Genomic DNA, 25,760 nt, shown 5'->3' with positions numbered 1-25,760 from the left:
CCACCTGACTGCGCAGATCGTTACCGCTTATGTATCCAGCCATGACATCGGAGCTGACGCGCTTCCGGGTCTTATTCGCTCGGTACATGATTCCCTTGCGAATGTTGATGTGCAGGAAGAAGTGCCGGCTGAGAAGCCAGTCCCGGCTGTGCCGCCTCGCAAGTCGGTATTCCCCGACTACATCATCTGCCTTGAAGACGGTAAGAAGCTGAAGCTGCTCCGTCGCCACCTCAAGACAGCTTACAACATGACGCCGCAGGAATACCGCGAGCGCTGGGGCCTGCCGCCGGAATATCCGATGGTTGCTCCAAACTACGCAAGCCACCGGTCTTCCCTGGCTCGCAAGATCGGCCTCGGCCGTCGTCGCGACGACGATTGATCATGTTTCCCGGCTTCCTGACCCTCATCCGCAGGAAGCCGGTATTTTTATTTGCATCTCTGATTGGACAAATGGTCCGTTTTTCGGCTAGGCCGCTGTTATGGTCGTAGATACGAAAGTCGCGGACAGACGCACCCGCACGCAAGGTCGGAAGCCAGCTGGTTCCGCCGTTGTGGATGATTCGCCCATTGCCCGCCTCTGTGTGGAGAATGGTCTGAAAATGACAGGACAGCGCAGGGTGATTGCCCATGTGTTGTCTGAAGCTGACGATCATCCGGACGTCGAAGAGCTGTATCGCCGCGCATCGGCTATAGACAGCCGTATTTCCGTGGCCACGGTGTATCGCACCGTTCGTCTGCTGGAAGAAAAGGGCATCCTTGAGCGTCGTGATTTTGGCGGTGGGCGTGCCCGTTATGAAGCCAGCGACAGTGGTCACCATTATCATCTCATTGACGTGGATAGCGGCCGGGTCATCGAATTCGAAGATGACGAGCCCGTCCGTCTCCTGACGCAGATTGCACAGCGTCTTGGATTCGATCTCGTTTCTCACCGTATTGAGCTGTTCGGGCATCGTCTCGAAAAAGAGACCCCGAAGCGGCCGCTTCCCAAGAGCAGGAACAAGAGCGACACATGAGCACCAATTCGGCCGAGGATAAAAACTCAGCGCCAGGCCATTCGCTCGTCAGCAGTGAAGAAACGCTGAAGCAGATGGAGACTCTCTCCACGTTGGCTCTGAACCGCGATGGCGGCTTCCAGGAGCTTCGGGGTGGGTCTCTGGGAGTGCGGATTGCGGAGACTGAGGCCGAGCGTGATGCTGCTCAGGCGCTCCGTTACAAGGTCTTTTTTGAAGAGCTTGGTGCTCATCCCGACGAACGCACGTTCCGCACCAAGCGCGACGTGGACGAGTTTGACGACGTTGCGGATCATCTTCTCGTCATCGATCACAGTATCGGGTCGGGTGCAGAAGGGGTTGTAGGGACCTATCGTCTGCTCCGTTCTGATGCTGCCGAGAAGATTGGTCGTTTTTACACGTCTTCCGAATACGATATCTCGACCCTGACGGAATTTCCGGGACGTTTGCTGGAAGTCGGACGCTCCTGCGTCGCGCGGGAGCATCGTGGTCGTTCGGCCATGCAGCTTCTGTGGCGCGGCATTGCCTCCTATATCTTTCTGCATCGTATTGACGTTCTGTTTGGCTGCGGAAGTCTGCCGGGTACGGACCCGGATGCTGTGGCCGATCAGTTAACCTACATGCATCACAACCATCTGGCTCCGCCGGCGCTCCGTATCCGCGCCTTACCGGATCGCTATGTGGAAATGCTGCGCGTCGATCCCCATACGCTGGATCACCGCGCATGCCTGAACAAGCTGCCGCCGCTCATCAAGGGGTATCTCCGTCTGGGCGGATATGTGGGTGACGGTGCAGTGGTGGACGAGCAGTTCAACACGACGGATGTTGCCGTTCTGGTAAAAAGCGAGCTTTTGGCGGACAAGTACTACCGTCACTATGAGCGCCGCCTTCGGGACGCTCTCGACTCCTGACATCCCTGTAACGGTCGGGCTGACATGGCTCGGCCGTTTTTTCATTTTGATGGATGGTCGTCTTCATGACTTCGACGCTCCCTGTTCATGGCTGGCGACTTGCTGGCCTGATGGTGCTGGCAGGGGCGTTTGCGGCCCTGTCTCTGCCGCCCGTCTGTGCGCTTTTCACGTTGCCCCTCGGGCTTCTGGTTCTGTACCGGGCCGCTGAGGATGCTGCGTCCTGGAAGGGCGCAGCTTTGTCTGGCTTCCTGTTCGGGATGGGGTTCCACACCGCAGGTTTGTACTGGCTGACAAACGCTATCCTGACACGCGTGCACGAATTCTGGTGGGTGGTTCCGTTTGCCTCCCCGGGTGTGTCCCTGATTATTGCCCCACTGATCGCGGTTCCGGCTGTTCTGTGCCGTCTGGTTCCGGCGGGCTGGAGGCGTGTGCTGATGTTCGGCGGGAGCTGGACTGCTGTGGATATGGGGCGTGTGCTGATCTTCTCCGGCTTTCCCTGGAACCCTCTGGGAAGCGATCTGGAACTTCCGGGGCGCTTTGGTGATGCGCTGATCCAGCCTGCTTCGGTTCTGGGTGTGGATGGTCTGACACTTGCGCTGGTCTTGGCCTCTCTTGCGATCTTCCGTGGTCGGAGAGCGGCATTGCTGGTTCTGGCTGGTGCTGTTCTCTGGGTTGGTGGGGGGGGCTGGCGGTTGTCAGTTTTGCAGCCGCTGCCGGTCATCAATCCGCGTGCTGTTCTGGTGCAGGGGAATGTTCCCGAGGCAGAAATTATTGACCACAAACAGAGCGTCGAGAATTTCCGTCGGTATGTCCGGATGACGGCGCAGGGCGTTCAACAGGCTCGACTGATGGGAGACGATAGGCCGAGTGTTGTGATCTGGCCGGAATCAGGCTTTCCGGGCTTGCTGGATGAAGATGATCTTGCCCGGCAGATTATTGCGCATGCTGCGGGTGGTGCTCCGGCAATGATTGGCTCTGACCGTGAAGAAAACGGTCACTGGTATAACAGTCTCGAAGTTGTGGATCAGGACGGGAAAATCGCTGCGATCTATGACAAGAGCCGTCTTGTGCCGTTTGGCGAATATCAGCCTTGGATTTTGCCCTTTAATGTCTTGCCGGGTGTGTTGACGCCTGGGCCGGGACTGAAAACCTGGAGCATGCCGGATATTGGCAAGGTGGGGCCGATGGTCTGCTATGAGATCATCTTCTCAGGCTCCGTTGTTGCATCTTATGATCGGCCGGACTGGCTTGTCACTATTTCCAATGATGCCTGGTATGGAGACAGTGCGGGTCCACGTCAGCATTTGGCGACTGGGCGGATGCGGGCTGTTGAAGAGGGGCTTCCGGTTGTTTTCGCGAACAATACCGGCATTTCCGCAGTTTACGATGCAGCCGGGCGGGAGACAGCCAGACTGGGGTGGGGAAAGACGGATGTGCTGGTCAGCAATATTCCGTCTCCGCTGCCACCCACACTTTTTTCCCGATATGGACGCGCCATTCCGCTCGGTCTGTCGATTGTCTGTGTTCTTCTGGCTTTCTGGCCGCGCCGGCGGGGTTTGAGAGCCTCGGTTGCAAGGCGTTAAAAAGGTTAATATTGACAATCTAGGGTTGTTTTATTTACCTTCTCTTTCTTGATTGGGAAGGGAACTACATGACAATCGGTCACGGTAAGGTCGAGCCGAAAAGTGCCGCCGCTGCTGGGCCGGTAGATGTGCATGTGGGGAACCGTATCCGTCTGCGGCGCACCCTTCTTGGACTGTCGCAGGAGAAGCTTGGTGAGGCGCTTGGCCTGACCTTCCAGCAGGTTCAGAAGTACGAGCGTGGCGCCAACCGTGTGGGTGCCAGCCGTTTATATGATCTGGCGCGTGTTCTGGACGTGCCAATCGGCTTTTTCTTTGATGACATGCAGGATGGGATGCAGAAGCCACCTGCTCCGCCGGCGCCTGCCTTTGCAACTGGATTTGCGGAAACTCAAGCGACGTTTGGTGGTCCGCCTCCGAAGGCTGCTGCTTCCGTCCCGCCGCGTCTTTTTGATCTTCCGGTTGATGAAGCCGCACTTTTCAGCCGTCGGGAGACGGTTGATCTGGTGAGGTCTTACTATCGCATTCCAGATCAGTCTGTCCGCAAGCGGATGCTGGATCTGATCCGGACGCTTGGCGCACCTGACGATAAAGCGGCCTGAAGGGGCCCCCGCCGGATTACTCCCGGCGGAGAATGCTGTCGTTCAGGAAAGACGAGATCTTTCCGGCTTTGAAATCCGCGCGTAGGCGATCTTCGTCATATTCTGTGCGGACCCAGTCCATGAAGGGCAGGCGGCCTTCAGCTTCGGCTCGATAGCGCAGGAAGAATGCATCCAGGATGCCGGTTCTGGAACGATTGAAATGACCAAAACGCCAGTGAAGTTGCTTCAGGGCGTCTGTCGCAGTTCCGCCTTCAAACATGGTGACCAGCCCTGAAGCCAGTCCCGCACGATCTGCGCCGGACTTGCAGTGCATCAGCATCGGGAACTGAAGCGTCTGATACATGTCGTAAAAGCGCAAGATACGGTCCTTGTGTGGAGCCCCACGGCTTTCAAAAGCCATGTCCAGATGTGTCAGGCCAACCTGCTGACTGGCCCGGCGGGAGAGCGCATCAGAACCACATTTGCGATGTCCGCGCAGATTGACCAGCGTCTTCAGGTGCAAGCGCTGGGTCAGCTTCCGCAGGCGGGCAGGGGTTGGGTGATTGCAGCGCCACACTTTTCCTGGAATGACTTCCGAAAGGTTCGTCCAGCCGAGGCGGAAAATGGAGTGGTCTACGAACAGACTGTCCCACCAGGCGCGTCTCAGATCGGCGGCAGAGGTAATGCGGCCTTCAAACATGCGGATCTATCCTTGACTGTGGGCGCCGGGTGAAAGGCGTGTGGCTGCGGTGTGTCCCATTCCAAACAGGGATGCGTCAACTCTGGAAAAATGCTAATATCGTGGCATGCGCTGGCTTTCTCTTTCCCTGACGTTGTCCTGCCTTTCACTGGGAGGATGTGGTGTTGGTTCCATGTTTGACGGTCCAGCCGCAGACATGACGGCGTTGCCGCCACCGGGGGCCGGTCCGGATCGGGGAGATCACCACCGGCGCCGCCCTCATCCGAGCGGTATGTCTTATGCGGATGATGCGCCGGTTATGCCCATGCCCCCTGGGGGCATGAGTGAGGATAGCCGTCCGCATGAGGCGAGTGGCCCTTCATCAGAAGGCGTCAGCTTTGGGGCTGGTGGCCCTGGAGGAAATACGGCGGACATTACGCCGCGGCCGGCGGTTCCAGACACGGAAGTCTCTTATGGGCAGAACAGTGGGAACTAGTTTTCTGCTGTGACCTCACCGGGTGTCTTCATGATTGCGTAACCTTTGGTGTGCTAGGGCGAAGCCAGTCCTTTTCCCCGGACCGAGCGACGCCTTGGAGATCAAATATGCCCGATCAGGTCGAGACAGATATTAGAGAACGTCTTGCTTTTCTGGGTATCGGCGCCGCGGAAAAAGCCCTGATCAGCCGTATTGGCCAGCAGGTGAGGCAGACGCTTGGGCCTGCACTGGATCGGTTCTATCGTCGGGTTGATGAGACCCCGGCTCTGTCTCGGTTCTTTTCCAATCCGCTTCACCAGAAATCGGCCCGCACTCAGCAGGAGAAGCACTGGAGCCGTATTCTGGATGGCGATTTTGGGGCTGATTATGTTCAGAGCACGAAGGCCATCGGTAACACTCATGCGCGGATTGGGCTTGAGCCTCAATGGTATATTGGAAGTTACGGGCTGCTGCTTGAGGGGATTGTCTCGGGATTCCTGCGTGAAGCATGGCCGCAGCCACCACAGGGATTTTTCGATCGTCTTTTCCGAAAGGCCAAGCCCGTTCTGCCTGTTGAGGAGGCTACGCGCAGAGTAGGTCTGCTGATTAAAGCCGCGTTGCTGGATATGGAGCTGGGGCTTCAGACCTATACCCTGAATATGGATGATCAGGAGCGGTCAAGGGCTGAGAAAGAGCGGACTGAGAGTCTGACCGCTCTGTCTGAAGCTCTCGCCGATGCGCTTGAGCGGATGGCGAAAGGGGATCTGGTGCAGGAAATTGATCCGGATCTGGAAACCGAAACAACCCGGATGAGTGGTGCGTTCCAGAATGCCTGTGCTGGTCTGAGCCATATCGTTCATGCCGTGCGGTCTACATCCGGAGTGGTTGAACATCGTGCAAGAACACTGAGTAGTTCATCGGAAGATGTTGCCTGCCGGATTGCCGAACAGGTTCAGGCCCTGGGGACAGTTTCCCGCAACATTACAGAATTGACGGCCTCCGTGAAGGAGGTGGCTGAAGAAGCCCGACAGGCGGACGAAACAGTAGAGGCTTGTTGCAATGAAACCGGGCAGGGCGCGGAAATTGTTAATCGCACGGTTGAAGCGATGGCGAAAATTTCCGAGTCCTCGACCCAGATTGTGCAGATCATCAGTGTTATTGATGAAATCGCATTTCAGACAAATCTGCTTGCTTTGAATGCTGGTGTCGAAGCTGCAAGAGCGGGGGATGCTGGCCGTGGTTTTGCCGTCGTGGCTCAGGAAATTCGAGCTTTGGCTCAGAGATCGACAACGGCTGCACGCGAGATCAAGGAACTCATCAGCAGCAGCATGGAAGACGTCGAACGTGGTGTGAAAATGGTCGATGAAACTGGTGCGGCGCTCGGGAATATCACCACATCTGTCAGTCGTCTGGGAGAAGCTGTTGGGGAGATTGCGTCTGGTGCGGAGGAGCAGGCCTTAAGGATCATGGAGATCAACGCCAGCACAACCCAGCTTGAAGCTGTCACGAAGACCAATGCAGCCATCGTGCAGGAAATGAGCGGCTCCAGTCAGGAGTTGGTGGGGGATGCGGCAGAACTGATGAAGATCGTCATGAACTTCAAGGTTCGTGACGATCAATCTGCCTTGTCACAGTCCCGTAGCGGTTTGGCGTTTTAGTCTGAAAGATGACGTGCTTCTTCTGGAAGCATGATGGGGATGCCATCCCGGATTGGAAAAGCCAGCTTCGCGCGGGGGCTGATAAGCTCCTGTGTGTCCCGGTCATAGGTCAGGGGGCCTTTGGTTACCGGACAGACCAGAAGGGACAGGAGGCGGGGGTCAAGTTCAGCGTTCATGATTATTCCATGCCCTTTGCCAGAAGATCCAGCAAGACCCCTGCACGATCATCCAGTGTGCCTGCTTCAAGAAGCGCCTGTTTCTGTGTGGGGCTGAAAGGGACAAGCATGGGCAGGACAACAAGAAGCATCTCGTCATCCATCTCGTCGATCAGGGACCAGTCCGTCTGGAGTTCGTGGGCCGTCAGGTAGTCTTTCAGTCGGCTCAGAAGTCTGGAACGATTGATGGGAGAGGGGTCACTCTCCACCAGATCAGAGAAAAACGGAGAGGCGTCGATTGCCCCTTCACGCCAGCCCCGGCGCGTCAAACCTTCCATCAGAAGCCGGAAACGGGTCACGCCCAGCAGGGTGACCGAGAATGTCCCGTCCGGGTGTTCCGTGAAACTGGTGATGCGCCCGAGGGTGCCAATATCGTGCAGGACGGGAAGAGGGTCTTCCTCGTCGTCTTCCTGCGGCTGGATCATCCCGATGAGCCGACGTTCGGCGAGGGCATCCTCCAGCAGGGCAACGTAGCGCGGTTCAAAAACGGTCAGCGGGAGCTGCCCTCCCGGGAGCAACATGGCTCCGGATACGGGAAAAAGCCCGACACGGGGAGGAAGATCGGCCAGCGTCAGGTCCATCAGGGCCGGAACCCTGCGGGGAATGTCGCTGAGATCTACGAATGTATCAGGCGTTCGGGTCATAGGCTCACGAGAACAGGAGGGAGGAGAGTTTGCGGCGTGCGGACAGGGTTATGGGATCGGTATGGCCCCAGGCTTCAAAGAAACGCAGGAGTTCGGTCTTCGCGGCGCCCTCGTTCCAGTCGCGGTCCTTGCGAATGATCTCAAGGAGAAGATCAGCGGCTTCAGCCCGTTGACCGGAAGCGTTCATGGCGGCGGCCAGTTTCAAAGCAATATCGAAGTTTGACGGATCAGCTTCGGCCTGTTGACGCAGAGTGTCCAGTTCAGATGCAGCTTTGGCACCTTCTTTCTTGAGCGCCAGAGCCGCGCGGGCCCCTGTGATTTCTGGGTGAGCGTCCAGCTTTGCCGGAACCTGACCGGAGGCTTCTTCCGCTCCTTCAATTTCATCCAGAGCCAGAAGCGAACGCAGAAGGCCACCCCAGGCTTCCGGGTTTTCCGGCTCAACGTCCAGAAGCTGTGCATAGAGTTCTACAGCTTCAGCTGGCAGGTTTTCAGTCAGTGCTTTCTTGGCTTCTGCAAGAAGATCGGCGGACGGCATTGTGCCCCCCGTTGTCTTCAGCAGGGTTTCAACAAAACGACGGATCTCTCCTTCAGACTGCACACCCTGGAAAAGATCGAGGACCTGCCCTTTCCAGAATGCGACGACGAGGGGAATCGACTGCAGGGGGAGACCCATCTGGGCAAGTTGGGCTGCGAGGGATTTGTTGGCCTCGACATCTACTTTGACAAGGCGGACACGCCCTGCCGCAGCGCGGATGACTTTTTCAAGAACAGGGGTGAGCTGCTTGCAGGGGCCACACCAGGGAGCCCAGAAATCCACCAGAATGGGGGTTTGCTGGCTGGCTTCAACCACATCAGCCATGAAAGTCGTCTGGTCAGCGTCAATGATAGGGGAGGGAGCTCCCTGTGATGGAGACTGGCCGATCAGATGTTCGTCAAAAGTGCTGCTCATGAAAAGGAGGCCATCCTGCTGGAGAAATCCGGTTTTCCGAAAGATCGGGGTTGATGGGGATCAGTGCAAGAGGACTTTGGGCTGAGGGAAGCTGGAATAGCTCAGGAAAAGGCGAGGGATCCCCATGGAATCGGAAGAAATGGAAAATTAATCTGCCTGATGTGTTTTCCCTCTTGCGCAGGCTTCGAAGTTCGGTAATAACACCGCCCACGGAACGCGGGTGTAGCTCAGGGGTAGAGCACAACCTTGCCAAGGTTGGGGTCGTGGGTTCGAATCCCATCACCCGCTCCAGTATTGAAAAAGACGCCTTTGGGCGTCTTTTTTCGTTTCTAGTGCTGGATATTTTTCTCATCAGGAAAATGCTTTTCAGAGTGTCTTTCCTCTTGCGAACTTTGCCGGTTTCCGTCATAAGCCGCATCACGGAACGCGGGTGTAGCTCAGGGGTAGAGCACAACCTTGCCAAGGTTGGGGTCGTGGGTTCGAATCCCATCACCCGCTCCAGATTGAAAAAGACGCCTTCGGGCGTCTTTTTTCGTTTTCGGATATGATTTTATTTCCTGAAAATCATTCCAGTCAGGTTCAAAAAAACGGCCAGTCAGGATAACCTGCTGGCCGCTGTTTCTGATCTTCGGAAAGCGCTTGGGCTTAGAAGAACTGGATGTGGCTCTTGAAGCCAAGCATGGCTGCGTCATGCAGGGCGGCCTGGCCACCTGGGCGGAAGTAGTACTGGAAGTCAGGCGCGAACGTCACGCCGCGCATTACATGGATACGGTAGTTCGCTTCAAGCACTTCGCCGTAGTTCTGGATGCCGTAGGACCCGTTCATGAGAGACATGCCGCGGGCAAGTTGCAGACGCTGCGTGTCTGAAACGCTGCCAGCAACGCGAACATAGGTAAAGTTCACGCCAATGCCGTCCAGGGGACGAGCCTTCCAGAAGCCACTGTCCACAAACCCGATTTCATACTGCTGGGCACGGGTCTGCGTGCGGGGGCTGTTGGCATAGAAACCGGCAAGAACGATCAGGCCTGCATCCGGATTGCCCGGGGTATGGTGACGCAGCACCATCTGGTCCACCAGTGCCCATGCAGCCCAGGAGTAGTTTACCGTTCTCTGTGGCAGGCCTGTTATGACAAACGGATTGCCGTTGACGTCATAGTAGTTGTCCTTGTGAGGCGCGTTGTCGATCGCGTAGCCGATCTTGTAGTGGCCGGGCAGGTGATCTTTGCCAAATAACGGTTCCCAGCCTGCTTCAACTGGCACGGCTTGACCGTTGATGTCGGCGCCGTTGAACTTGAAGCCTGTCCGGTACTGGACGTTGTTGTAGATGCCGGCCTGCGCGAAATACACACCCGTTTGGATATAGGTACTTTTGGTCGGGCGGACACGGATACGCGCTGCCCAGACCGCGTCTGGGTAAGACGAATGGGTTGTATTGTCAGACGATGCCTTGGGGTTACCGCAGAAGGCATTGTTCTGGAAATTACAGTACAGCGGGTTGGCGGAGAAGTCGTTCAGGAACGGAATACGGCCTGCTGCAACGTCGAAATGGCCGTTTCCGAGTGTTTCTTCGCCGTATGCGTAAACAAGGTGGACCACCACGTTGCCGCCAGCACCGTAGATTTCGGAACTGGGGTTGAGGTTGTCACCGAACATGCGGCTGGCCGGAATACCGTAACGGCCGACAACGACAGCATGGGTTGAAAAGCCACGGATACCGGCGAGCTTTTCCCAGTCGATGTCGTTTTCAAGGCTGTACTGGCCAGCATTGCTGCTGCCCTGGCGCAGTCCATAGCCAGGTGTTGGCTTGGTAATGGCGCCAGTATATTCGTTTGTATTGTCCATCATCAGCGCAATACCACGATCACGCAGCCACTTGTTCCAGCCGAAAGGGTTGGTCAACAGCGCTTCAGGCTTTGGAAGCGGCGGAACCTGTTCCTTGTCGAAGGACAGAATGGTGAGTGGTGTATTAACGCGGACGCTGGGGTTTTCCGAGTTCTGATCCGGCCAGTCCATGACTGTGATAGGCGCGAGGACGTGGACTGTCGTGACCTTCTTGCCAGGGGCTGACTGGACAACGGTCGTGACAGGGGCCGGGGCCTTGGCCGCACTTTCAGCGGCGGCGATGGCGGGCGTGAGCGAAACCGCACAGGCTGCGGCATAGAGATGCAGGCGAGACAAGTCTCTTATCCTCGGGTATCAGGTTGCGAGATCTTCGTAACACTTTATCGGGGATAAAGAACAGTGATTATGAGATAAAAATCTCAAAAATCACGTTCATATGATACGAGCTGTGCTTTTTAAGGAACAGATACAGCTTGTACAAGAAAAAAGAGTTTGTGATCCGTATAAAACGGATCACAAACACGTATTACTTTGCAGCGGCCAGTGCTGCTTCGATCACTTTACCAGCTTCTTCCTTGCCGGCCCAACCCGTCACCTTGACCCACTTGTTCGGCTCAAGATCCTTGTAACGCTCGAAGAAGTGTTCGATGGCTTTGCGGGTGATTTCCGGCAGATCGTCGATGGACTTTACGTCTGTGAACTGCGGGTGGATTTTGTCGTGCGGAACACAGATGATTTTCTCATCCTGGCCGCTTTCATCTTCCATCTTCAGCATGCCGATCGGGCGTGCACGGATGACGGCACCCGGAACAACGGCGGCTGGAGCCAGCACGAGGGCGTCAGCAGGATCGCCGTCAGCGGCGAGTGTGCCCGGAATAAAGCCGTAGGCGGCCGGATAGGCCATAGGAGTGAACAGGAAACGGTCTACGAAGATCGCACCGCTTTCCTTGTCCACTTCGTACTTGACCTGGGACCCCTGCGGGATCTCGATAACTACGTTAATGTCGTTCGGCACGTCCTTGCCGGGCGAGATCTTGGAAACGTCCATGATGTTCATGTCCTGAACTGGTTTTAAGACGAACGAACATTAACGGTCCTTCAGCTTTCTGCCCAGTGCGGAAGAAAAACACCCAGAAACGCAGAACGCCCCGACGTAAGGTCGGGGCGTTCATACGGAAAGCCAATGATCAGAAGATCAGTGTGCTCAGAGAAGTGGCTGGGCGGCCTTCAGCGCATTGTGGCAGGCTGCGCGGCGGTCATCTTCATTGGTATAAGCCACGAGATAATAGCGCTTGCCGTTGCTGTTGAAATAACCAGCCGTGCCAAGAGCGTAGTCGTCATTGCCGACTGTCTGTTCGGTAGCCTTGTACTTCTCGCTCAGGCCATACAGAGCCGGATTGCCTTCGTCGTAGGACAGATACTGCAGCTCGATGCAGTAGTTCATGATTCCTGCGAGGTTAGCGGGAGAAACGCCTGTAAAATCCTTGCCTGGCGTGCCCTGAACGGCTGGCGGTGGCGGCGGTGACTGTTCCTGTGCCAGAGCGGCCGACGAAACCATACCGAGGCCAACTACGAGGCCAAGAGCGGGCACGATACGACGAAACATGGACGGTATCCTTTCTGAGACCCTGTCTTCCGCGGCACCCCGCGGTTGAAACGGAACACTTCTCCCGTTTGCGTGAAAAGAAAAGTCCGTTGCAGAACATTTCTTCGTGAGCATTCAAAAGGTGGGGTCAAGATAAGGAGAGCGGGCATCGAAGAAGACACGGTTTGTGGTCAGCTCGGTGGAAATCACATCCAGCGCTGTCAGGGCGGCGATCAGAATAAATCGCTGTCTGGGACGCGATTCGGTTGTTTCACAGTCTCTGAGGCGCTGGATGGCCAGCAGGGTGGCACGCAGGGTTCGGCCATAATGGCCGTGATACCGGCCGCTGAAGTGGCTCATGCGGGCCAGAACGAGGTTCAGGGCCTGATGGGCGCGTGGACTCAGGGCGGCATCATGGCTGATGGCCCGCAGACGCATCAGGTTCAGCATGACACGCATGGCGGACAGGATGCCTTGCAGGTAGGCATGAACGACGGGAGAGGGAGTGTCTGCCGAGTTGGTCATGAGACGGACGAAACGGTCTACGTTGCGGGAGACGATCACATCCAGTGTGGTGTCGTTTTTCCCGTCTGCGATGTGATGCAGATCCCGGAGAATGTTTTCCCGCATGGTCCAGCGCTGATGGGCCGGATCGTAGGGCAGGAACACGCGATACATCCATGTTGTGTAGAGCAGACCCAGAACAAGCGGCAGGGCGGTATTGAAATAGACGATCTCGTCCGTTCGTCCTTGGTTCGAGGGGCCAAGCATGATGGGCAGGAACAGATTGTACGACACGGCCGGAAGCGTCAGGGGAGGATAAGCGAAAGCGAGTCCGCCCAGCATCATGGCGACGCCGGACCACATGCCTAACATCTCAAAGGTGGTAGGTTTGCCGAGCAGGAGCAGGTCGAGAACGCCACCGGCAAGAACCGCACAGCAGGCGCCGTGCAGAAAAGCCTGTGTGGCCAGAGCCGGTCTTTCGAGTGTGGAAAACAGACTGCATGCGATTGCGACGAACATGATGAATGTCAGGCCGCTGGGCCACGCCGTCGCAATCCAGATCACGCCGGCTCCGAAGACCGTCACGGAGGAGCGCAGGCTGTTGACGATGGCCTGTCGCCAGTCCCGGTAGGATCGAATGGGTTCATGGAAATGATCGTGCGGCTTTGGATTTCTGCTGGCTTCGAACTGACGAAGGGCCATACGCAGAGCGTCGATCAGTTCCACGAGGGCCTGTTGCAACATGCCGTGGCGTAACATGGTCGCGCGATCATCTGCTCCCGGGAGGTTCGTTCCGAAATACTGGACAACGCGGTGGCGGCAGTCCCGGCGGAGGCTTCGCAGGTCATCCAGGATCGCTTCCATGGGTTCGGCTCTTTCAAGCCTGTCGGGAAGGGTCAGAAACATCTCCCGGATGCACTCTGCCTGTTTAAGAAAAGCATCATCCTGACTAAGGGGCAGGCGCATGAGTGTGGCCAGATCGAGCGCTCTGGCCAGCAGGACGGCAATGTCCGCCAGTGCAGCCCGGGTGTGATCGCCTGCGTGATCCTGACGGCCCAGCTCGACTTCCGCAAACTCGACCTGATCTCCGAGGGTTGTGATACGGGTGAAGACCGGCTGCATGGTTTCCAGCGCATCGACCTTCCCGATGAGAATATCGGCGATTGTGAGCAAGGCTGGTTTGAGTGTGTCCTTGAAGGTGCTGGAAAGTTGCTGGCGGGTACGCCTTGTCAGGCCAAGTTGAAAAAGCCCGGAGACAGAGGCCTCAAGAACAATGCCCAGCACGATATAGGTCGCGCGGGACATGGCGATTTCGAAAATGTGGTGAGGGTCCGCGATTCCATCCAGCGAAACGATGGCGTAGGTGAAGCCGGTCGCGCGCATGCCGTGGATGCGGTAATTGGTCATGGACGCCGGGCCGGGCATGAAGGTCCCGATCAGGCAGAACAGGCCGATTCCCGCCGCCAGCAGCAGGATGAACATCAGTGGTGCCTGTGGGCAGGCCGCGACGAGGGCCACCCCCGAGATCACGCCCAGAACCATGCCGAACAGATGCCATTTTGCCTTGGCCAGACTTCGCCCGCGTGTGCCTTGTGCCACCATCCAGACGGTCAGGGCGGCCCATTGGGGGCTGCCGAGTTCCATCTTCAGGGCGATTCCCAGTGCCAGCAGGGATGTCAGGGTTGTTCGGAGGGCGTATCCGGCCATGACCGGATCGGGAGCGTAGAGCCAGCGCAGCTTGCGCAGAAGCAGCGCCGGGCTGGCGGATATCACCGGTTTTGCCAGCGGGCAAAAGGATGTCGGGTGTCTTCCATGATGTCTTCCCCCAGAGCAATACAGGCCGGCAGGTGCCATCTCGAAACGGCGGCAGCGGCTCTGGAAAGTCCTGTCGGAGACGGGAAGGCGTTAGACACATAATGCAAAAAAAGACATTTCGCCATGTCAGGCCTTGCAAAAATGCGTCAGGTAAGCGATTTCGTGCAGCAACCGCGCGCCTGTAGCTCAATTGGTTAGAGCCGGCCGCTCATAACGGCTTGGTTGGGGGTTCGAGTCCCTCCGGGCGCACGGTGTTTTATTCTGTCTGGCGTGCCCTCTGTTGCCGCCCATTCCACGTTCCACCCCGATCAGGAGACCTCGCATGGCCGCCTACCAGTATGTCTATGTCATGAAGGATCTTACAAAGGCCTATCCGGGTGGACGTGAGGTCTTCAAGGGCATCACGCTCTCCTTCCTGCCGGGCGTGAAGATCGGTGTTCTCGGCGTCAACGGTGCCGGTAAGTCCACGCTGCTCAAGGTGATGGCCGGGATCGATAAGGAATTCGGTGGTGAGGCCTGGGCCGCTGAGGGCGTCAAGATCGGCTATCTTGAGCAGGAACCAAAGCTTGATGAAACCCTGACGGTCGGGGAAAACGTCGCTCTTGGTTTTGGCAAGCTCAAGCATGCCATTGATCGCTTCAACGAGATTTCGATGCTCTTCGCAGAGCCGATGTCCGATGAAGAAATGACGAACCTGCTGGCCGAACAGGCCGAGCTTCAGGAAATCATCGACGCAGGCGACGGCTGGGAGCTGGACCGCAAGCTGGAAATCGCTCTGGATGCGCTGCGTTGCCCGCCAGCCGACAGCCCGGTTGACAAGCTGTCCGGTGGTGAGAAGCGCCGTGTGGCCCTGTGCCGCCTGCTGCTGGAAAAGCCTGACATCCTGCTGCTCGATGAGCCGACCAACCATCTTGATGCTGAGAGCGTCAGCTGGCTCGAAAAGACGCTGCGTGATTATCAGGGCACCGTCATGGTCATCACCCATGACCGTTACTTCCTGGATAACGTCACGAACTGGATTCTCGAACTCGAGCGTGGCCGTGGCTATCCGTTCGAAGGCAACTACTCGTCCTGGCTGGAACAGAAGCGCAAGCGTCTGGCCCAGGAAGAGAAGGAAGAGAGCTCCCGTCAGCGTGCACTTGCTGCCGAGCAGGAGTGGATCAACAGCTCTCCGAAGGCCCGTCAGGCCAAGAGCCAGGCTCGTATCACCAAGTACGAAGAGATGCTGGCTGCCAACTCTGAAAAGGTTGGTGGTACAGCGGATATCGTCATCACGCCGGGCCCACGCCTAGGCGGTACGGTGATCGAGGCCGAGAACCTCTCCAAGGGCTTTGGCGATCGTCTGCTGATTGATGGTCTGAACTTCAAGCTGCCGCCAGGTGGCATCGTGGGTGTGATCGGTCCGAACGGTGCGGGTAAGTCTACGCTGTTCAAGATGATCACGGGTCAGGACAAGCCGGATGGTGGCTCACTGAAGATCGGTGAGACGGTAAAGCTTGGCTATGTTGACCAGTCCCGCGATACGCTGGATGCCAACAAGACCGTCTGGGAAGAGATTTCCGGGGGTACGGACGTTATTCAGCTTGGGAAGCGGACGGTTCCGTCCCGTGCCTATGTGGGAGCGTTCAACTTCAAGGGTTCTGACCAGCAGAAGCGCGTCGGCATTCTGTCGGGTGGTGAGCGGAACCGCGTGCATCTTGCCAAGATGCTCAAGGAAGACAGCAACGTTCTGCTGCTCGATGAGCCGACCAACGATCTTGACGTTGATACACTGCGTGCCCTCGAAGATGCTCTGGCAGACTTCGCTGGCTGCGCCGTGGTCATCTCCCATGATCGCTGGTTCCTTGACCGTCTGGCCACGCATATCCTGGCCTTCGAAGGCGACAGTCACGTTGAGTGGTTCGAGGGTAACTTCCAGGACTACGAAGAAGACAAGCGCCGCCGTCTTGGACCGGATGCGACCGAGCCAAGCCGCATCAAGTATCGCCCTCTGGCCCGCTAAGACGGACCGTTCCTTTTGCTCGTCACCGGGGCAGGGTAATCTGTCCCGGTTTCTGACGGTTTGAGGAGGCCCGTTTGCTAGGGCGCGAACTCCGTACTGCACGTCTGGTTCTCACTCCGGTCAACTGGCCGGATCTTGAGGATATGATTGCTCTCAAGGCTGATGCCGGTGCTTTCGGACAGATGCTTGGTGGCGTGCGAAGCCGCTTTGATACGGAACAGGAAATGGCTGAGGACGTTGCGTTCTGGGCCAGGCGCCGTATTGGGATTTTTGCCATCCGTGAGAATGGGCGCTTTGTTGGGATGACGGGCGTTCATGAACGTCCGGATGGTCGTGGTCTTGGGCTGAGATTTTCCATTTTTCCATGGGCTGCCGGACGTGGACTTGCGCGCGAGGCCGCTGCTGCTGCGATCCGGTATGTTCTGGATGAAGGAGAGCCACGTATTGTGGCTGTGGCCAAGGAAGACAATCTGGCCTCCCGTGTTGTGCTTGGCAGTATCGGCATGCGGCATGTCGATACGTTCGAACGCGATGGCAATACGATGTTTCTCTACGAAATAACGTCCGGCTGACACGGAGCGGGGAGACAGCATTTGTTTCCCGGCTCCGCAGGCACTACCGTCTCAAACAATACGACAGTATTCATTGAGGAATGTGGTGTGGCCGAATTTTTGAAAAATATGCGGAAAATAGCGTTTGTGTTGGCCGTTGCGGCGAGTGCGGGGACAGCGATGGCTCAAGCGGGTGCGGTCAAGCCTGCGGAGAGCGTTGTTGGGGGGATGCACATTATTGATCGTACGCTTGTGCTGCCCGTTGGTGGGACGGAGATTGTTGCCCTCCCGCCTGATCTGCAAACCGCGACCCTGAGTTTGCCAGATGTTTTACACGTCAATCTCGTGTCCCAGAAAGTTGCGGAAATTCTGGCGCATCATGAAGGGCAGACCGATGTTCTTTTTACGGGAAAAGACACGATTTACCGTTTCCATGTGACTGTCGTGAAGCGTCCCGTTCGTTAACTGGGGGCTTTAGGGTACGAGCATAAAAAAAGGCCTCCGAAACGGGAGGCCTTTTTTTGTGATGTCCTGTCCGCAGACGGTTTCATCAGTGGTGATTGTTGAGCTGATGCTCCAGTGCGGTGTTCAGAGCGCCGACATCGCCGCCATGGCGGGAAAGGTAGGAGCTGTAGTCGCCACGCTGGTTCATGCGCAGGCTGGCGCCTTCACCATACATGTCCACAACCTTTGACGGGTTTCCGCCAATGATAAGCTGCATGTTGACTTCAGGCTGGCCTGGACGGTCGATGAGAGCATTGACGCGCTCACCATCCGGTGTCGGGGTGGAACCCGTCACACGAAAGCTGACGCCCTGATAGTTGCCGATCTGGTCCGTGATGGTGTTGACCAGAACCTGATCGAAGAGCTGAAGATATTTCTGCTGCTGGGCCGGTGTTGCCGTGCGCCAGTAGCGGCCGAGGCAATATCGGGCGATGCCCTGAATATCGACGTTGGACTGAAGCAGCGGGAGAACTTCACGCTTTTTCTCAGCCAGTGGTTTGCTGGAATTGACGATGCTGACCAGCTGGCCACCGAAGGAGTTCACGAAATCTGTTGCCGGGTTGGCGTGTGCGACACCGGCCCCGAACGTGAGGGTTGCAGCAAGTGCACCAAACAGGGCGCGGCGCGAAAGGGCTTTAAGCATGCGTTTGTCCTCAGTTGTACCAGTCTGGGGTGGTGGCGCGGTGATCGTTCTGCATGGCGTCAATCTGGCTCTGGCGGTTCTGCTGCCATGCACTGCGGACGTAAGAGTACGGATCAAGGCTGTCCTGCTCCAGATGATCGATCTGATCCACACTGTTGGCAAAGCCATCAACCGTGCCCAGAATATTATAAGCCCAGTTGAATGTCAGCAGCCCGTACCCTCTTGGCACATAGTTGATCGGGGTTAGAGCCTGACCGATCGCGTAACCTGCGCCATCGCGGAAGTTGCTGGGGCCTACGAATGGAATGAAGAGATATGGCCCGCTCGGCACGCCCCATGTTCCCATGGTCATGCCCGGATCCGTCTCATGCTGTTTGTATCCGACCAGACTGGCAACATCGAAGAACCCGGCCACACCTGCACTCATGTTGATCGTAAAGCGCATGAACGAGTCGCCTGCGCGCCGTGGCTTTCCTGCCCCGACATCGGAGAAGAACACGGCAGGCTCGCGCCAGGTTTCATTGATATTGGAAATACTGTGACGCACCGGCTTCGGCACGGCCCAGACCCAGGCCTTGGCCACGGGGCGCAATGCGACGTGGTAGGCCCACATCTGGACGTTATACATTTTCCGGTTCAACGGTTCGTAGGGATCGTTGGCAGCCTTGTAGTCGGCCAGGTCGTCCGGATCTTTCGGCGGCGGATTGCGCAGGGAGCCACAGGCCCCCAGCGTCAGCAGTGCCAACACGCCTGCGATGGCTCTGCTACGACGCGAGCGCGTCGCCTTCTTACCGATTCTGTCCTGCCGAGAGTCCATAACCATTCCTCAAAAACCCCACTCCGCGGGCGTGCTCACAAAGACTTCATCTGAAAACGGAAATTTTCCAAATCCGTTCCCATTCAATTATCATGCCGCTAGCAGAGCCATGAGCCGTCCGTCGCGGAAAACTGCGGAAGGCGGTAGTCATAGCCTATACTGGGCTAGCCCGCACCCCTCTATGTCTCCAAATTATGACACAGGGAACGAACGTGATCCTTTAACGATCCAGAAGTCTGAAGGACACTCCGGGCACTTTGACGATTGAAATATTTTGAGAGCAGTGTGGCGCCAACTCAACACCACGGAGTTTTTTCGGTGTCTATTTCCGCTTCTCTCAAAGCCCCTCTTTTCGCCACTGCTGCTCTTGTTGGACTGTCCTTCGGTGTGGCGCAGGCTCACCCGGCTGTCAGTTCACAGCCCTGGGGCACAACGGCGGACGGCAAGGCCGTTCGGATTGTGACGCTGAAGAACGATCATAACGTCACCGTTCGTGTCATTACCTATGGCGGCATCATCCAGTCCGTTGAGACGCCGGATCGCAACGGGCATGTTCAGGATGTTGTTCTCGGGTTCGGTGACCTGAAGGGCTACACGGTCGATAGTGCCAAGGGTGGCCTGTTCTTTGGGGCCATGATCGGCCGTTACGCCAACCGTCTGGCAGGTGGCAGCTTCCCGGTTGAGGGCAAGGTCTATCATACGGACATCACCGCCGGCCCGAACGCCCTGCACGGTGGCAAGAAGGGTTTCGACAAGAATGTCTGGACGCTTGAAAAGACCGGGACCAACGGATCTGGCGCGTATGTGACCCTCAAGCTGGTCAGCCCTAACGGCGATCAGGGCTTTCCTGGTACTCTGACGACGCACATTACCTACACACTGGGCGATGACGATGCGCTGGCCCTGCATTATGTCGCCACAACTGATGCGCCGACAGTTCTGAACCTGACGAACCACAGCTACTGGAACCTGAATGGCGAAGGCTCGGGCAGCATCGAGCCGGAAATCCTTCAGCTGAATGCGGACAGCTTCACGCCGACGGACAGCACATCCCTTCCGACCGGGCAGATCGTTCCCGTGGCAGGAACACCGCTGGACTTCAGCAAGCCGACAACCATTGGGGACCGTCTGCGCAGCAACGATCAGCAGATGATGTATGCCCGCGGGTATGACATGAACTGGGTTGTTAACGGCGCTTACGGTCAGGCTCCGCGCCTTGCGGGCAAGGTTTACGATCCCCGCTCTGGTCGCAGCATGGAAATCCTGACGAACCAGCCGGGTCTTCAGGTCTATACGTCCAACTCGCTGGATGGTGGTTATGCTGGCATTTCTGGTCGGGCTTATCGTCAGACCGATGCTGTTGCGTTCGAGGCTGAGCACTATCCCGACAGCCCGAACCATCCGTCTTTCCCGACGACAGAGCTGAAGCCGGGCCAGACCTTCGATTACACGACGATCTTCAAGTTCTCGAACAAGTAAGGCTTTCGGGCACGCGAACAAAAAAGGGGGCGATCCGCAAGGACCGCCCCCTTTCTGTTGACCCGGAGGATCAGAAGTTCACGCCTGCCTGAAGGAAGACGTAACGGCCCATATAGAGGTTGCCGTAAAGTGCCGAGGCACTGTTGTCTGTTCCGCTGGCGACAAAAGGTGGCTTCTTGTCGAGAATGTTGGTGACGCCGCCCTGGAAGTTCCAGGTCTTCCAGCGGTATGTCACCGTCACATCGTGGGAGAAAATCCCAGGGGTGCTGGTGCGGCCATAACCGTTGGCGCGTGTCAGGTCCGTTGTGCCGTCGTTCCAGCGCATACCACCGATGTAGTTCATCATGTAGGTGACGCCGACGGGGCCATGCTGCCAGCCGACTGTCGCATAATCACGCACGCGCGGCATGCCGTAGCCTGATTGATACATCATGCGGCCTGCATAGTTGTACCACTGACCGCCGACCTCGTTCTGCTGCAGATAGCTGACGAGCTGCTGGAAGTTGTTGGACAGCGTCAGGACATCGTGGGCTGTAACACGGATACGGTAGTCCAAATCAAAGTCGATACCGCTCGTCTTCAGGCCGCCGATATTGGCATAGGTGGACGTAACGGAGTTGATCTGACCCGTGCTGGCAACACGCGTGATGGCACTGCAATAGTTCGTGTTGGCACCCGTATAGCACTGATCCATGATGTACTGGCTGCTCAGATACGTGATCATGTTCTTGAGCGTGTAGTGCCAGTATTCCACGGAAGCCGAGAGCCCCGGAATCCAGCGCGGCGTGATAACCGTACCGATCGTGTAGGTCCGGCCGGTTTCAGGCTTTAGCTTGGAATTGCCGCCATACAGTGTTGGCGTCTGGCCGGAATAGGCCGAAGTGAAGCTTGAAGAATTGATGCCCTGCTTGGCGCAGGTGGCGGCGACCGTTGCAGATTTTGCACCATAGGAGGCCGCCTGAACGGAGTCACACGGGTCTGTTGCAGACGCGTAGCCGAGGGACTGGCCGCCATACAGTTCATAAACGTTCGGCTGACGGTAAGACGTGCCAAGCGTCGCGCGGAAGCGGATGTCCTGGATTGGCGCCCAGTTGATGGAGGCCTTCCAGTTCTTGGCGCTGCCAAACGTGTTGTACTCAGAGTAACGGCCCTGCGCGTCGATCGTCAGATCCTTGGCAAGGAACGCATTGTGCAGCAGCGTGGCCTTGCCTTCGAGGTAGCCTTCCGTGACGTTGAATCCACCGCCCGTGTAGGAGGCGGAGTTCGTTAGCGTCTGACCGGACTCAACGAGCGCATCCGGATGGTAGGCAAGCTGCTCGCCGCGATGTTCCATACCCAGCGCGATACCCAGATCGCCACCGTTCTTCCACGGCATATGCACAACATGGTTGTTGTTGATGCGCAGATTCAGGTCACGCAGCTGGTAATAGTAATGATCGTGCGACGTGTAGTTGGAATAGGCTGCCGCTGCGGACGAGAGCTTCGTGAACGGGTTGGACAGGACGCAGCCAGCGGCTGCATTGCAGACAGACGGATTGTAGATCAGCGCGCTGTCCGAGTTTCCGGGTTCGACCTGTTCCAGACCATAGGTCTGAAGCAGTTTGGCGTAGTTGCCGACGCCTGATGTCTGCGACATGACCTGATTCCATCCATAGGAATAGGACAGATCATAGTTCCAGCCGTGGGTGATTGCGCCCTTTACGCCTGCAATTCCGGTGTAGGTGTCGGATGCGGTTTCGCTGCGACGGTTCCCCCATTCGGACATGCGCTTGTACATGACTGCGTCTTCACCCGTTGGGTTCCCGGGGTAGTCGGCAGGGATATACAGTGTTGTTGGCAGCGTGGACGGATAGATGCTGCCGGAAACGGGCATCGCTGCCATCGTCGTGGACGAATTGCGGTGGCTGTAATTGAAGTTCAGATACGGGGTGAAGTGCTCGTTGATGTCATAATGCGCGTCAAAACCGAGCGTCGCGTTTGTTAGCGAGTTCGTCAGGTTCTGGTCATTGCCGTAGTTGTAGCGGTCAGATTTTGTGAAATTACGGACGCCACCTGTACCGGTTGCGAGATAATCCCCGCTATCCGTGATGAAACGGCCGGCAGTCGGAATGGACGAGCCATAAGAGATGCTGGACGCGCTGGCAGGATCGTTGATCTGAACCGGGTTGGCCCAGGAACGGCTGTTCTGCTTGATCCCGCTCTGGGTCATGTAGGAGCCGGAGACGGTCACGTTGCCGCGGCCATGATCGAAGTTCCAGCCCTTGTAGCCGGAGATCATGCCTGTCTGGCCGTCACCAACATCTGTGATGCCACCACGAACCGTGATGTTGCCATCGCTCAGGTTGTGCTTGAGCTTGATGTTGATGACGCCGGAAACGGCATCGGCACCATAAAGTTCTGAGCCACCATCCTTGAGGATTTCAACGCTGGCGATCTGATGAACATTGATCGTGTTCATGTCGAAGCAGCTGTTGTTGCCGTTGATGGCGGCGCGCTTGCCATCAACGAGAACCAGAACGCGGTTCTGACCAAGGTTACGGATGTCGGTGCAGGAGGCGCCGCCCGTTCCGTTGGTCTGGCTGTTCGTTGTTCCAGACGATCCGATGGAGGGCAGACGTTGCAGGTAATCGCCAAGTGTCGTGGCGCCTGTCTGTTCGATCTGTTTGCTCGTGACGATCTGGACCGGGTTGGCGTTCTGGTTGTTGGACGTGCTCAGGGCCGACCCTGTTACAACGACGCTTTCAGAGCGGCCCGCATCAATAGAAGCAACCGCACGACGGCGATTAACCTGAGCGCTTAAAGTTGGTGTTGCGGGGGTGGAAGCAACGGATGCCGTCGTACCAACGGGAGCCTGTGTTGCTGCTGTTGTTTTAGCAGCCGTTTTGGCGTGTGAGAATGTGCGATGAGAGGACGCACGGTGATGCGTGCTCGTGGCGGTCTGTGCGTTCGCGGATGCGGTCGCGTCCAGTCCCATGCTGAGAACGGAAGCGCACAGAAGCAGCTCCCTGCGTCGATGAAGAATCATGTGGGCTCACAGTCAGACTATATTTCTGAGATCCCCCAAGTAATGTTTTTGTCTCAGAACTTTGTCTATCCGGAAATATCTGGAACAGATGCCCTTTAATCACGCTGTTGCATAAATATCATCAAACTAAAACAAAACTATACTTTCTGTTTCTTGGTAATTAAAAGCGTTAATCATAGAAACAATCTTGTTTCATACAGAAACAATATCGACGTGCAGGCAGGAGTCCTGCCTGCTGTTTGTGTCAGGAGGCGGGATGGACAGGGTTTGCGGAGGCAGCAGTTTTCAGTGTTCCGAGAATGCGCGCGGGGTTTCCGACGGCTGTGGCATTGGCGGGAATATCTTCCAGAACCACTGAAGCGGCCCCGACGCGCGCGTTCTCGCCAATGATGAGCCGGCCCAGAACTTTGGCGCCCGAACCAATCATGGCTCCTCGGCGGACAATCGGGTGCCGGTTTCCACTCAGTTTTCCGGTCCCGCCAAGGGTGACACCCTGAAACAGGGAGACGTCATCTTCGATGATGCAGGTTTCGCCAATGACGATGCCTGTTCCATGATCGATGCTCAGACGGCGCCCCAGTTGAGCGGCGGGATGAATGTCGATTGAGAACAGTTCATTGATTCGGCTCTGGACATGATAGGCGAGGTGTCGGCGGTTCTGCTGCCAGAGATAATGCGCGATCCGATGGGCCTGGAGAGCCTGCCACCCCTTGAAGAACAGGAATGGTGTGACGAGGTCCGGGCAGGCAGGGTCCCGGTCCCGGATGGCCAGAATGTCTTCGGCGGCCGCTTCCGCGATTTCGGGAACTTCCTGAAGGATGGAGGCAACAAGGCGTGTGAGGGCCGTGGCTGAAATTGAGCGGTCTGCCAGTTTTGTCCCAAGAAGGGAGGCCAATGCTGAACTGAAATCAGCATGATCCCCGATATTGGTCGCAAAAACATCCTGGATCAGCGGGTCATGGCAACTGCAGGCCTGAGACTGCATGTCGCGCCAGAGCTGAGCCAGGTCAGGAGTGCGGGTCATACGCCCATTGCCCGACGGACAAAGGCCTGTCTGAGGCGTGGAAAACGATGGACGCCTGCAATGCCCAGGTCGCGCACGCGCCGCAGGATTGGATTGTCGTTTCCAAACAGGCGCTCAAGAATGTCGGTTGCAGCCAGCATGGCCATGTTGCCGGGGCGCGTCCGGCGCTGATAGCGTGTCAGGAGTTCATGGCTTCCCGGATCAGCACGATGGCTGTGAGCTTCGATCAGCAGATCGGCAAGGGCAATGACGTCCCGGAAACCGATGTTCAGGCCCTGACCGGCAATCGGGTGAATACCGTGTGCGGCATCTCCAACGAGGGCCAGACGCGGCGCGATATAGGTCTGGGCGTATTGTGCGGAGAGGGGGTAGATCCAGCGGCGTCCGATGGGGGTAATCGCGCCAAGGTCCTCGTCGCCCATGCGAGCCTTGATTTCCCGTGCAAAGACGTCATGCGGGAGGCTATGGAAACGCTGTGCGCGGCCTTCGCCTTCTGCCCAGACGATAGCGGAGCGATGTGGGTGTTCCGGTGTGCCCGGCATGGGGAGACGGGCGAACGGGCCTTCTGGCAGAAAGTGTTCCAGAGCCACGCCGTCATGCGGTTTCTCGTGGGCGATTGTCGCGACGATCCCGTACTGATGATAGGGAATTTTCGTCAGGCCAATGCGAGCCTGCTCGCGCAGGGGGGAGCGACGACCTTCTGCGGCGATGGCAAGTTTCGCCGTGACAGTGGAGCCGGAGGCCAGACGGATGGAGACGTGATCCGGGTGGAAGGTGAATGTGCCGGTATCGGGCGCACGCACATCCAGCGTTTCATACTGTCCCAGCGTCTGATTGATGGCGACACGCAAGTCGCGGGCTTCGACCATCCAGCCGAAATTCATGCCTTCTGGCGCATCTTCCACGCCGAAGTGCAGGAAGAGCGGAGAGGCGGCTTCATGAGGGCGGCCATCAGACACGCGGATTTCACGGATGGGCTGGGAGACGCCGGGCAGATTGTCCCAGATGCCCGCGGCTTCGAGCATCTGACGTGACCCTTCGGCGATGGCGTAGGCGCGGCCGTCCAGAGAAGGATCTTCCATGCCCGGGAGAGGCGCACGGTCAATCAGCAGAACACGTACGCCCTCTGCCGCCAGACGGCACGCGAGCGTCGCTCCGACCGGGCCGGCTCCGTTAATGCACAGGTCGTAATGTGTCTTTTTCATCGTGCTCATCTCCCTGCCCCCTGTCCTACTCCTGTGAAGTTGGGAGCGGAAGAGGGAAGGGA

General features: G+C 57.2%; 24 protein-coding genes and 3 tRNA genes. 14 read left to right on the top strand and 13 right to left on the bottom strand.

What is annotated here, in order from left to right; all coding sequences use genetic code 11:
• Positions 1 to 4 precede the first annotated feature (4 nt).
• The 5 genes from GJA01_RS12055 (at position 5) to GJA01_RS12035 (ending at position 4,103) form a co-directional block, all read left to right on the top strand.
• A complete protein-coding gene (locus GJA01_RS12055; RefSeq protein ID WP_062502518.1) occupies positions 5 to 379 on the top strand; it encodes a MucR family transcriptional regulator in 375 nt (124 codons plus the stop codon).
• A gap of 100 nt (positions 380 to 479) precedes the next feature.
• Entirely contained in the window at positions 480 to 1,013 is a 534-nt protein-coding gene (locus GJA01_RS12050) for a Fur family transcriptional regulator (protein ID WP_010503553.1), read from the top strand.
• 74 nt (positions 1,014 to 1,087) lie between these two features.
• Entirely contained in the window at positions 1,088 to 1,921 is an 834-nt protein-coding gene (locus GJA01_RS12045) for a GNAT family N-acetyltransferase (RefSeq protein ID WP_172794441.1), read from the top strand.
• Between the two features lie 53 nt (positions 1,922 to 1,974).
• Positions 1,975 to 3,504 (top strand): apolipoprotein N-acyltransferase, encoded by a 1,530-nt coding sequence (gene lnt, locus GJA01_RS12040; protein WP_062502514.1) that lies wholly within the window; start codon positions 1,975 to 1,977, stop codon positions 3,502 to 3,504.
• Positions 3,505 to 3,572: 68 nt separating this feature from the next.
• Positions 3,573 to 4,103 (top strand): helix-turn-helix domain-containing protein, encoded by a 531-nt coding sequence (locus tag GJA01_RS12035; RefSeq protein ID WP_062502515.1) that lies wholly within the window; start codon positions 3,573 to 3,575, stop codon positions 4,101 to 4,103.
• Positions 4,104 to 4,119: 16 nt separating this feature from the next.
• Here the strand turns inward: GJA01_RS12035 and GJA01_RS12030 are convergent, their stop codons facing one another.
• Positions 4,120 to 4,782 carry a protein-tyrosine phosphatase family protein gene (locus GJA01_RS12030; protein WP_062502516.1) on the bottom strand — a complete coding sequence of 221 codons (663 nt, stop codon included), beginning with the start codon at positions 4,780 to 4,782 and terminating at the stop codon, positions 4,120 to 4,122.
• A gap of 106 nt (positions 4,783 to 4,888) precedes the next feature.
• On the opposite strand from GJA01_RS12030, the gene GJA01_RS12025 reads away from it, so the two are divergent.
• Together GJA01_RS12025 and GJA01_RS12020 are read left to right on the top strand one after the other, a co-directional pair.
• Positions 4,889 to 5,257 carry a hypothetical protein gene (locus tag GJA01_RS12025; RefSeq protein ID WP_061931878.1) on the top strand — a complete coding sequence of 123 codons (369 nt, stop codon included), beginning with the start codon at positions 4,889 to 4,891 and terminating at the stop codon, positions 5,255 to 5,257.
• Positions 5,258 to 5,364: 107 nt separating this feature from the next.
• A complete protein-coding gene (locus GJA01_RS12020) occupies positions 5,365 to 6,894 on the top strand; it encodes a globin-coupled sensor protein (protein WP_062502517.1) in 1,530 nt (509 codons plus the stop codon).
• Here GJA01_RS12020 and GJA01_RS12015 read toward each other — a convergent pair.
• From GJA01_RS12015 to GJA01_RS12005, 3 genes are read right to left on the bottom strand one after another with little or no spacing between them, the layout of a single operon-like run.
• Positions 6,891 to 7,070 carry a Trm112 family protein gene (locus GJA01_RS12015; protein WP_010503567.1) on the bottom strand — a complete coding sequence of 60 codons (180 nt, stop codon included), beginning with the start codon at positions 7,068 to 7,070 and terminating at the stop codon, positions 6,891 to 6,893. The genes GJA01_RS12020 and GJA01_RS12015 overlap by 4 nt on opposite strands.
• A 2-nt stretch (positions 7,071 to 7,072) precedes the next feature.
• A complete protein-coding gene (locus tag GJA01_RS12010) occupies positions 7,073 to 7,753 on the bottom strand; it encodes an LON peptidase substrate-binding domain-containing protein (protein ID WP_034880691.1) in 681 nt (226 codons plus the stop codon).
• A 4-nt stretch (positions 7,754 to 7,757) separates the two neighbouring features.
• Positions 7,758 to 8,702 carry a tetratricopeptide repeat protein gene (locus GJA01_RS12005; RefSeq protein ID WP_023943914.1) on the bottom strand — a complete coding sequence of 315 codons (945 nt, stop codon included), beginning with the start codon at positions 8,700 to 8,702 and terminating at the stop codon, positions 7,758 to 7,760.
• 216 nt (positions 8,703 to 8,918) lie between these two features.
• On the opposite strand from GJA01_RS12005, the gene GJA01_RS11995 reads away from it, so the two are divergent.
• Positions 8,919 to 8,993: transfer RNA gene (locus GJA01_RS11995), tRNA-Gly, on the top strand.
• A 135-nt stretch (positions 8,994 to 9,128) separates the two neighbouring features.
• A tRNA-Gly gene (locus GJA01_RS11990) sits at positions 9,129 to 9,203 on the top strand.
• Between the two features lie 144 nt (positions 9,204 to 9,347).
• On the opposite strand, the gene GJA01_RS11985 is transcribed toward GJA01_RS11990, so the two are convergent.
• The 4 genes from GJA01_RS11985 to GJA01_RS11970 all read right to left on the bottom strand — a co-directional run bounded on the left by GJA01_RS11985 (position 9,348) and on the right by GJA01_RS11970 (position 14,403).
• A complete protein-coding gene (locus tag GJA01_RS11985; RefSeq protein WP_062502817.1) occupies positions 9,348 to 10,880 on the bottom strand; it encodes a carbohydrate porin in 1,533 nt (510 codons plus the stop codon).
• A 190-nt stretch (positions 10,881 to 11,070) separates the two neighbouring features.
• A complete protein-coding gene (gene ppa / locus GJA01_RS11980) occupies positions 11,071 to 11,592 on the bottom strand; it encodes an inorganic diphosphatase (RefSeq protein ID WP_010504179.1) in 522 nt (173 codons plus the stop codon).
• Positions 11,593 to 11,748: 156 nt separating this feature from the next.
• Positions 11,749 to 12,150 (bottom strand): hypothetical protein, encoded by a 402-nt coding sequence (locus GJA01_RS11975; RefSeq protein ID WP_010504177.1) that lies wholly within the window; start codon positions 12,148 to 12,150, stop codon positions 11,749 to 11,751.
• Positions 12,151 to 12,264: 114 nt separating this feature from the next.
• Positions 12,265 to 14,403, bottom strand: coding sequence for an FUSC family protein (locus GJA01_RS11970; protein ID WP_062502819.1), 2,139 nt, complete (start codon positions 14,401 to 14,403; stop codon positions 12,265 to 12,267).
• Positions 14,404 to 14,623: 220 nt separating this feature from the next.
• Between GJA01_RS11970 and GJA01_RS11965 the strand changes: the two genes are divergently transcribed.
• The 4 genes from GJA01_RS11965 to GJA01_RS11950 all read left to right on the top strand — a co-directional run bounded on the left by GJA01_RS11965 (position 14,624) and on the right by GJA01_RS11950 (position 17,466).
• Positions 14,624 to 14,697, top strand: a tRNA-Ile gene (locus GJA01_RS11965).
• Positions 14,698 to 14,770: 73 nt separating this feature from the next.
• Positions 14,771 to 16,450: an energy-dependent translational throttle protein EttA gene (ettA, locus tag GJA01_RS11960; protein WP_010504173.1), complete on the top strand. Its 1,680-nt coding sequence runs from the start codon at positions 14,771 to 14,773 to the stop codon at positions 16,448 to 16,450.
• A gap of 74 nt (positions 16,451 to 16,524) precedes the next feature.
• Positions 16,525 to 17,022 (top strand): GNAT family N-acetyltransferase, encoded by a 498-nt coding sequence (locus GJA01_RS11955; protein WP_010504171.1) that lies wholly within the window; start codon positions 16,525 to 16,527, stop codon positions 17,020 to 17,022.
• A gap of 87 nt (positions 17,023 to 17,109) precedes the next feature.
• Positions 17,110 to 17,466 (top strand): pilus assembly protein N-terminal domain-containing protein, encoded by a 357-nt coding sequence (locus GJA01_RS11950; RefSeq protein WP_062502815.1) that lies wholly within the window; start codon positions 17,110 to 17,112, stop codon positions 17,464 to 17,466.
• Positions 17,467 to 17,551: 85 nt separating this feature from the next.
• Here the strand turns inward: GJA01_RS11950 and GJA01_RS11945 are convergent, their stop codons facing one another.
• A complete protein-coding gene (locus tag GJA01_RS11945; protein ID WP_010504167.1) occupies positions 17,552 to 18,148 on the bottom strand; it encodes an MlaC/ttg2D family ABC transporter substrate-binding protein in 597 nt (198 codons plus the stop codon).
• A gap of 10 nt (positions 18,149 to 18,158) precedes the next feature.
• Complete coding sequence (locus tag GJA01_RS11940) at positions 18,159 to 18,965, bottom strand: MlaA family lipoprotein (protein ID WP_062502813.1); 807 nt, start codon at positions 18,963 to 18,965, stop codon at positions 18,159 to 18,161.
• Positions 18,966 to 19,283: 318 nt separating this feature from the next.
• Here GJA01_RS11940 and GJA01_RS11935 point away from each other — a divergent pair, with 318 nt between their 5' ends.
• The gene (locus GJA01_RS11935) at positions 19,284 to 20,444 is read left to right on the top strand and encodes an aldose epimerase family protein (protein WP_062502811.1); all 1,161 of its coding nucleotides are present in this window, start codon (positions 19,284 to 19,286) and stop codon (positions 20,442 to 20,444) included.
• A gap of 70 nt (positions 20,445 to 20,514) precedes the next feature.
• On the opposite strand, the gene GJA01_RS11930 is transcribed toward GJA01_RS11935, so the two are convergent.
• From GJA01_RS11930 to GJA01_RS11920, 3 genes are all read right to left on the bottom strand, one after another.
• The gene (locus GJA01_RS11930) at positions 20,515 to 23,469 is read right to left on the bottom strand and encodes a TonB-dependent receptor plug domain-containing protein (protein ID WP_062502809.1); all 2,955 of its coding nucleotides are present in this window, start codon (positions 23,467 to 23,469) and stop codon (positions 20,515 to 20,517) included.
• Between the two features lie 244 nt (positions 23,470 to 23,713).
• The gene (cysE, locus tag GJA01_RS11925; RefSeq protein ID WP_062502807.1) at positions 23,714 to 24,493 is read right to left on the bottom strand and encodes a serine O-acetyltransferase; all 780 of its coding nucleotides are present in this window, start codon (positions 24,491 to 24,493) and stop codon (positions 23,714 to 23,716) included.
• Positions 24,490 to 25,707 (bottom strand): UbiH/UbiF/VisC/COQ6 family ubiquinone biosynthesis hydroxylase, encoded by a 1,218-nt coding sequence (locus GJA01_RS11920; protein ID WP_062502805.1) that lies wholly within the window; start codon positions 25,705 to 25,707, stop codon positions 24,490 to 24,492. The genes cysE and GJA01_RS11920 overlap by 4 nt, the downstream gene beginning before the upstream one ends.
• Positions 25,708 to 25,760 lie beyond the last annotated feature (53 nt).

This window comes from Gluconobacter japonicus (assembly GCF_002723975.1).
Lineage (GTDB): Bacteria > Pseudomonadota > Alphaproteobacteria > Acetobacterales > Acetobacteraceae > Gluconobacter > Gluconobacter japonicus.
The sequence above is the reverse complement of the archived record's forward strand: the minus strand, read 5'-3'. Positions and strand labels throughout refer to the sequence as shown.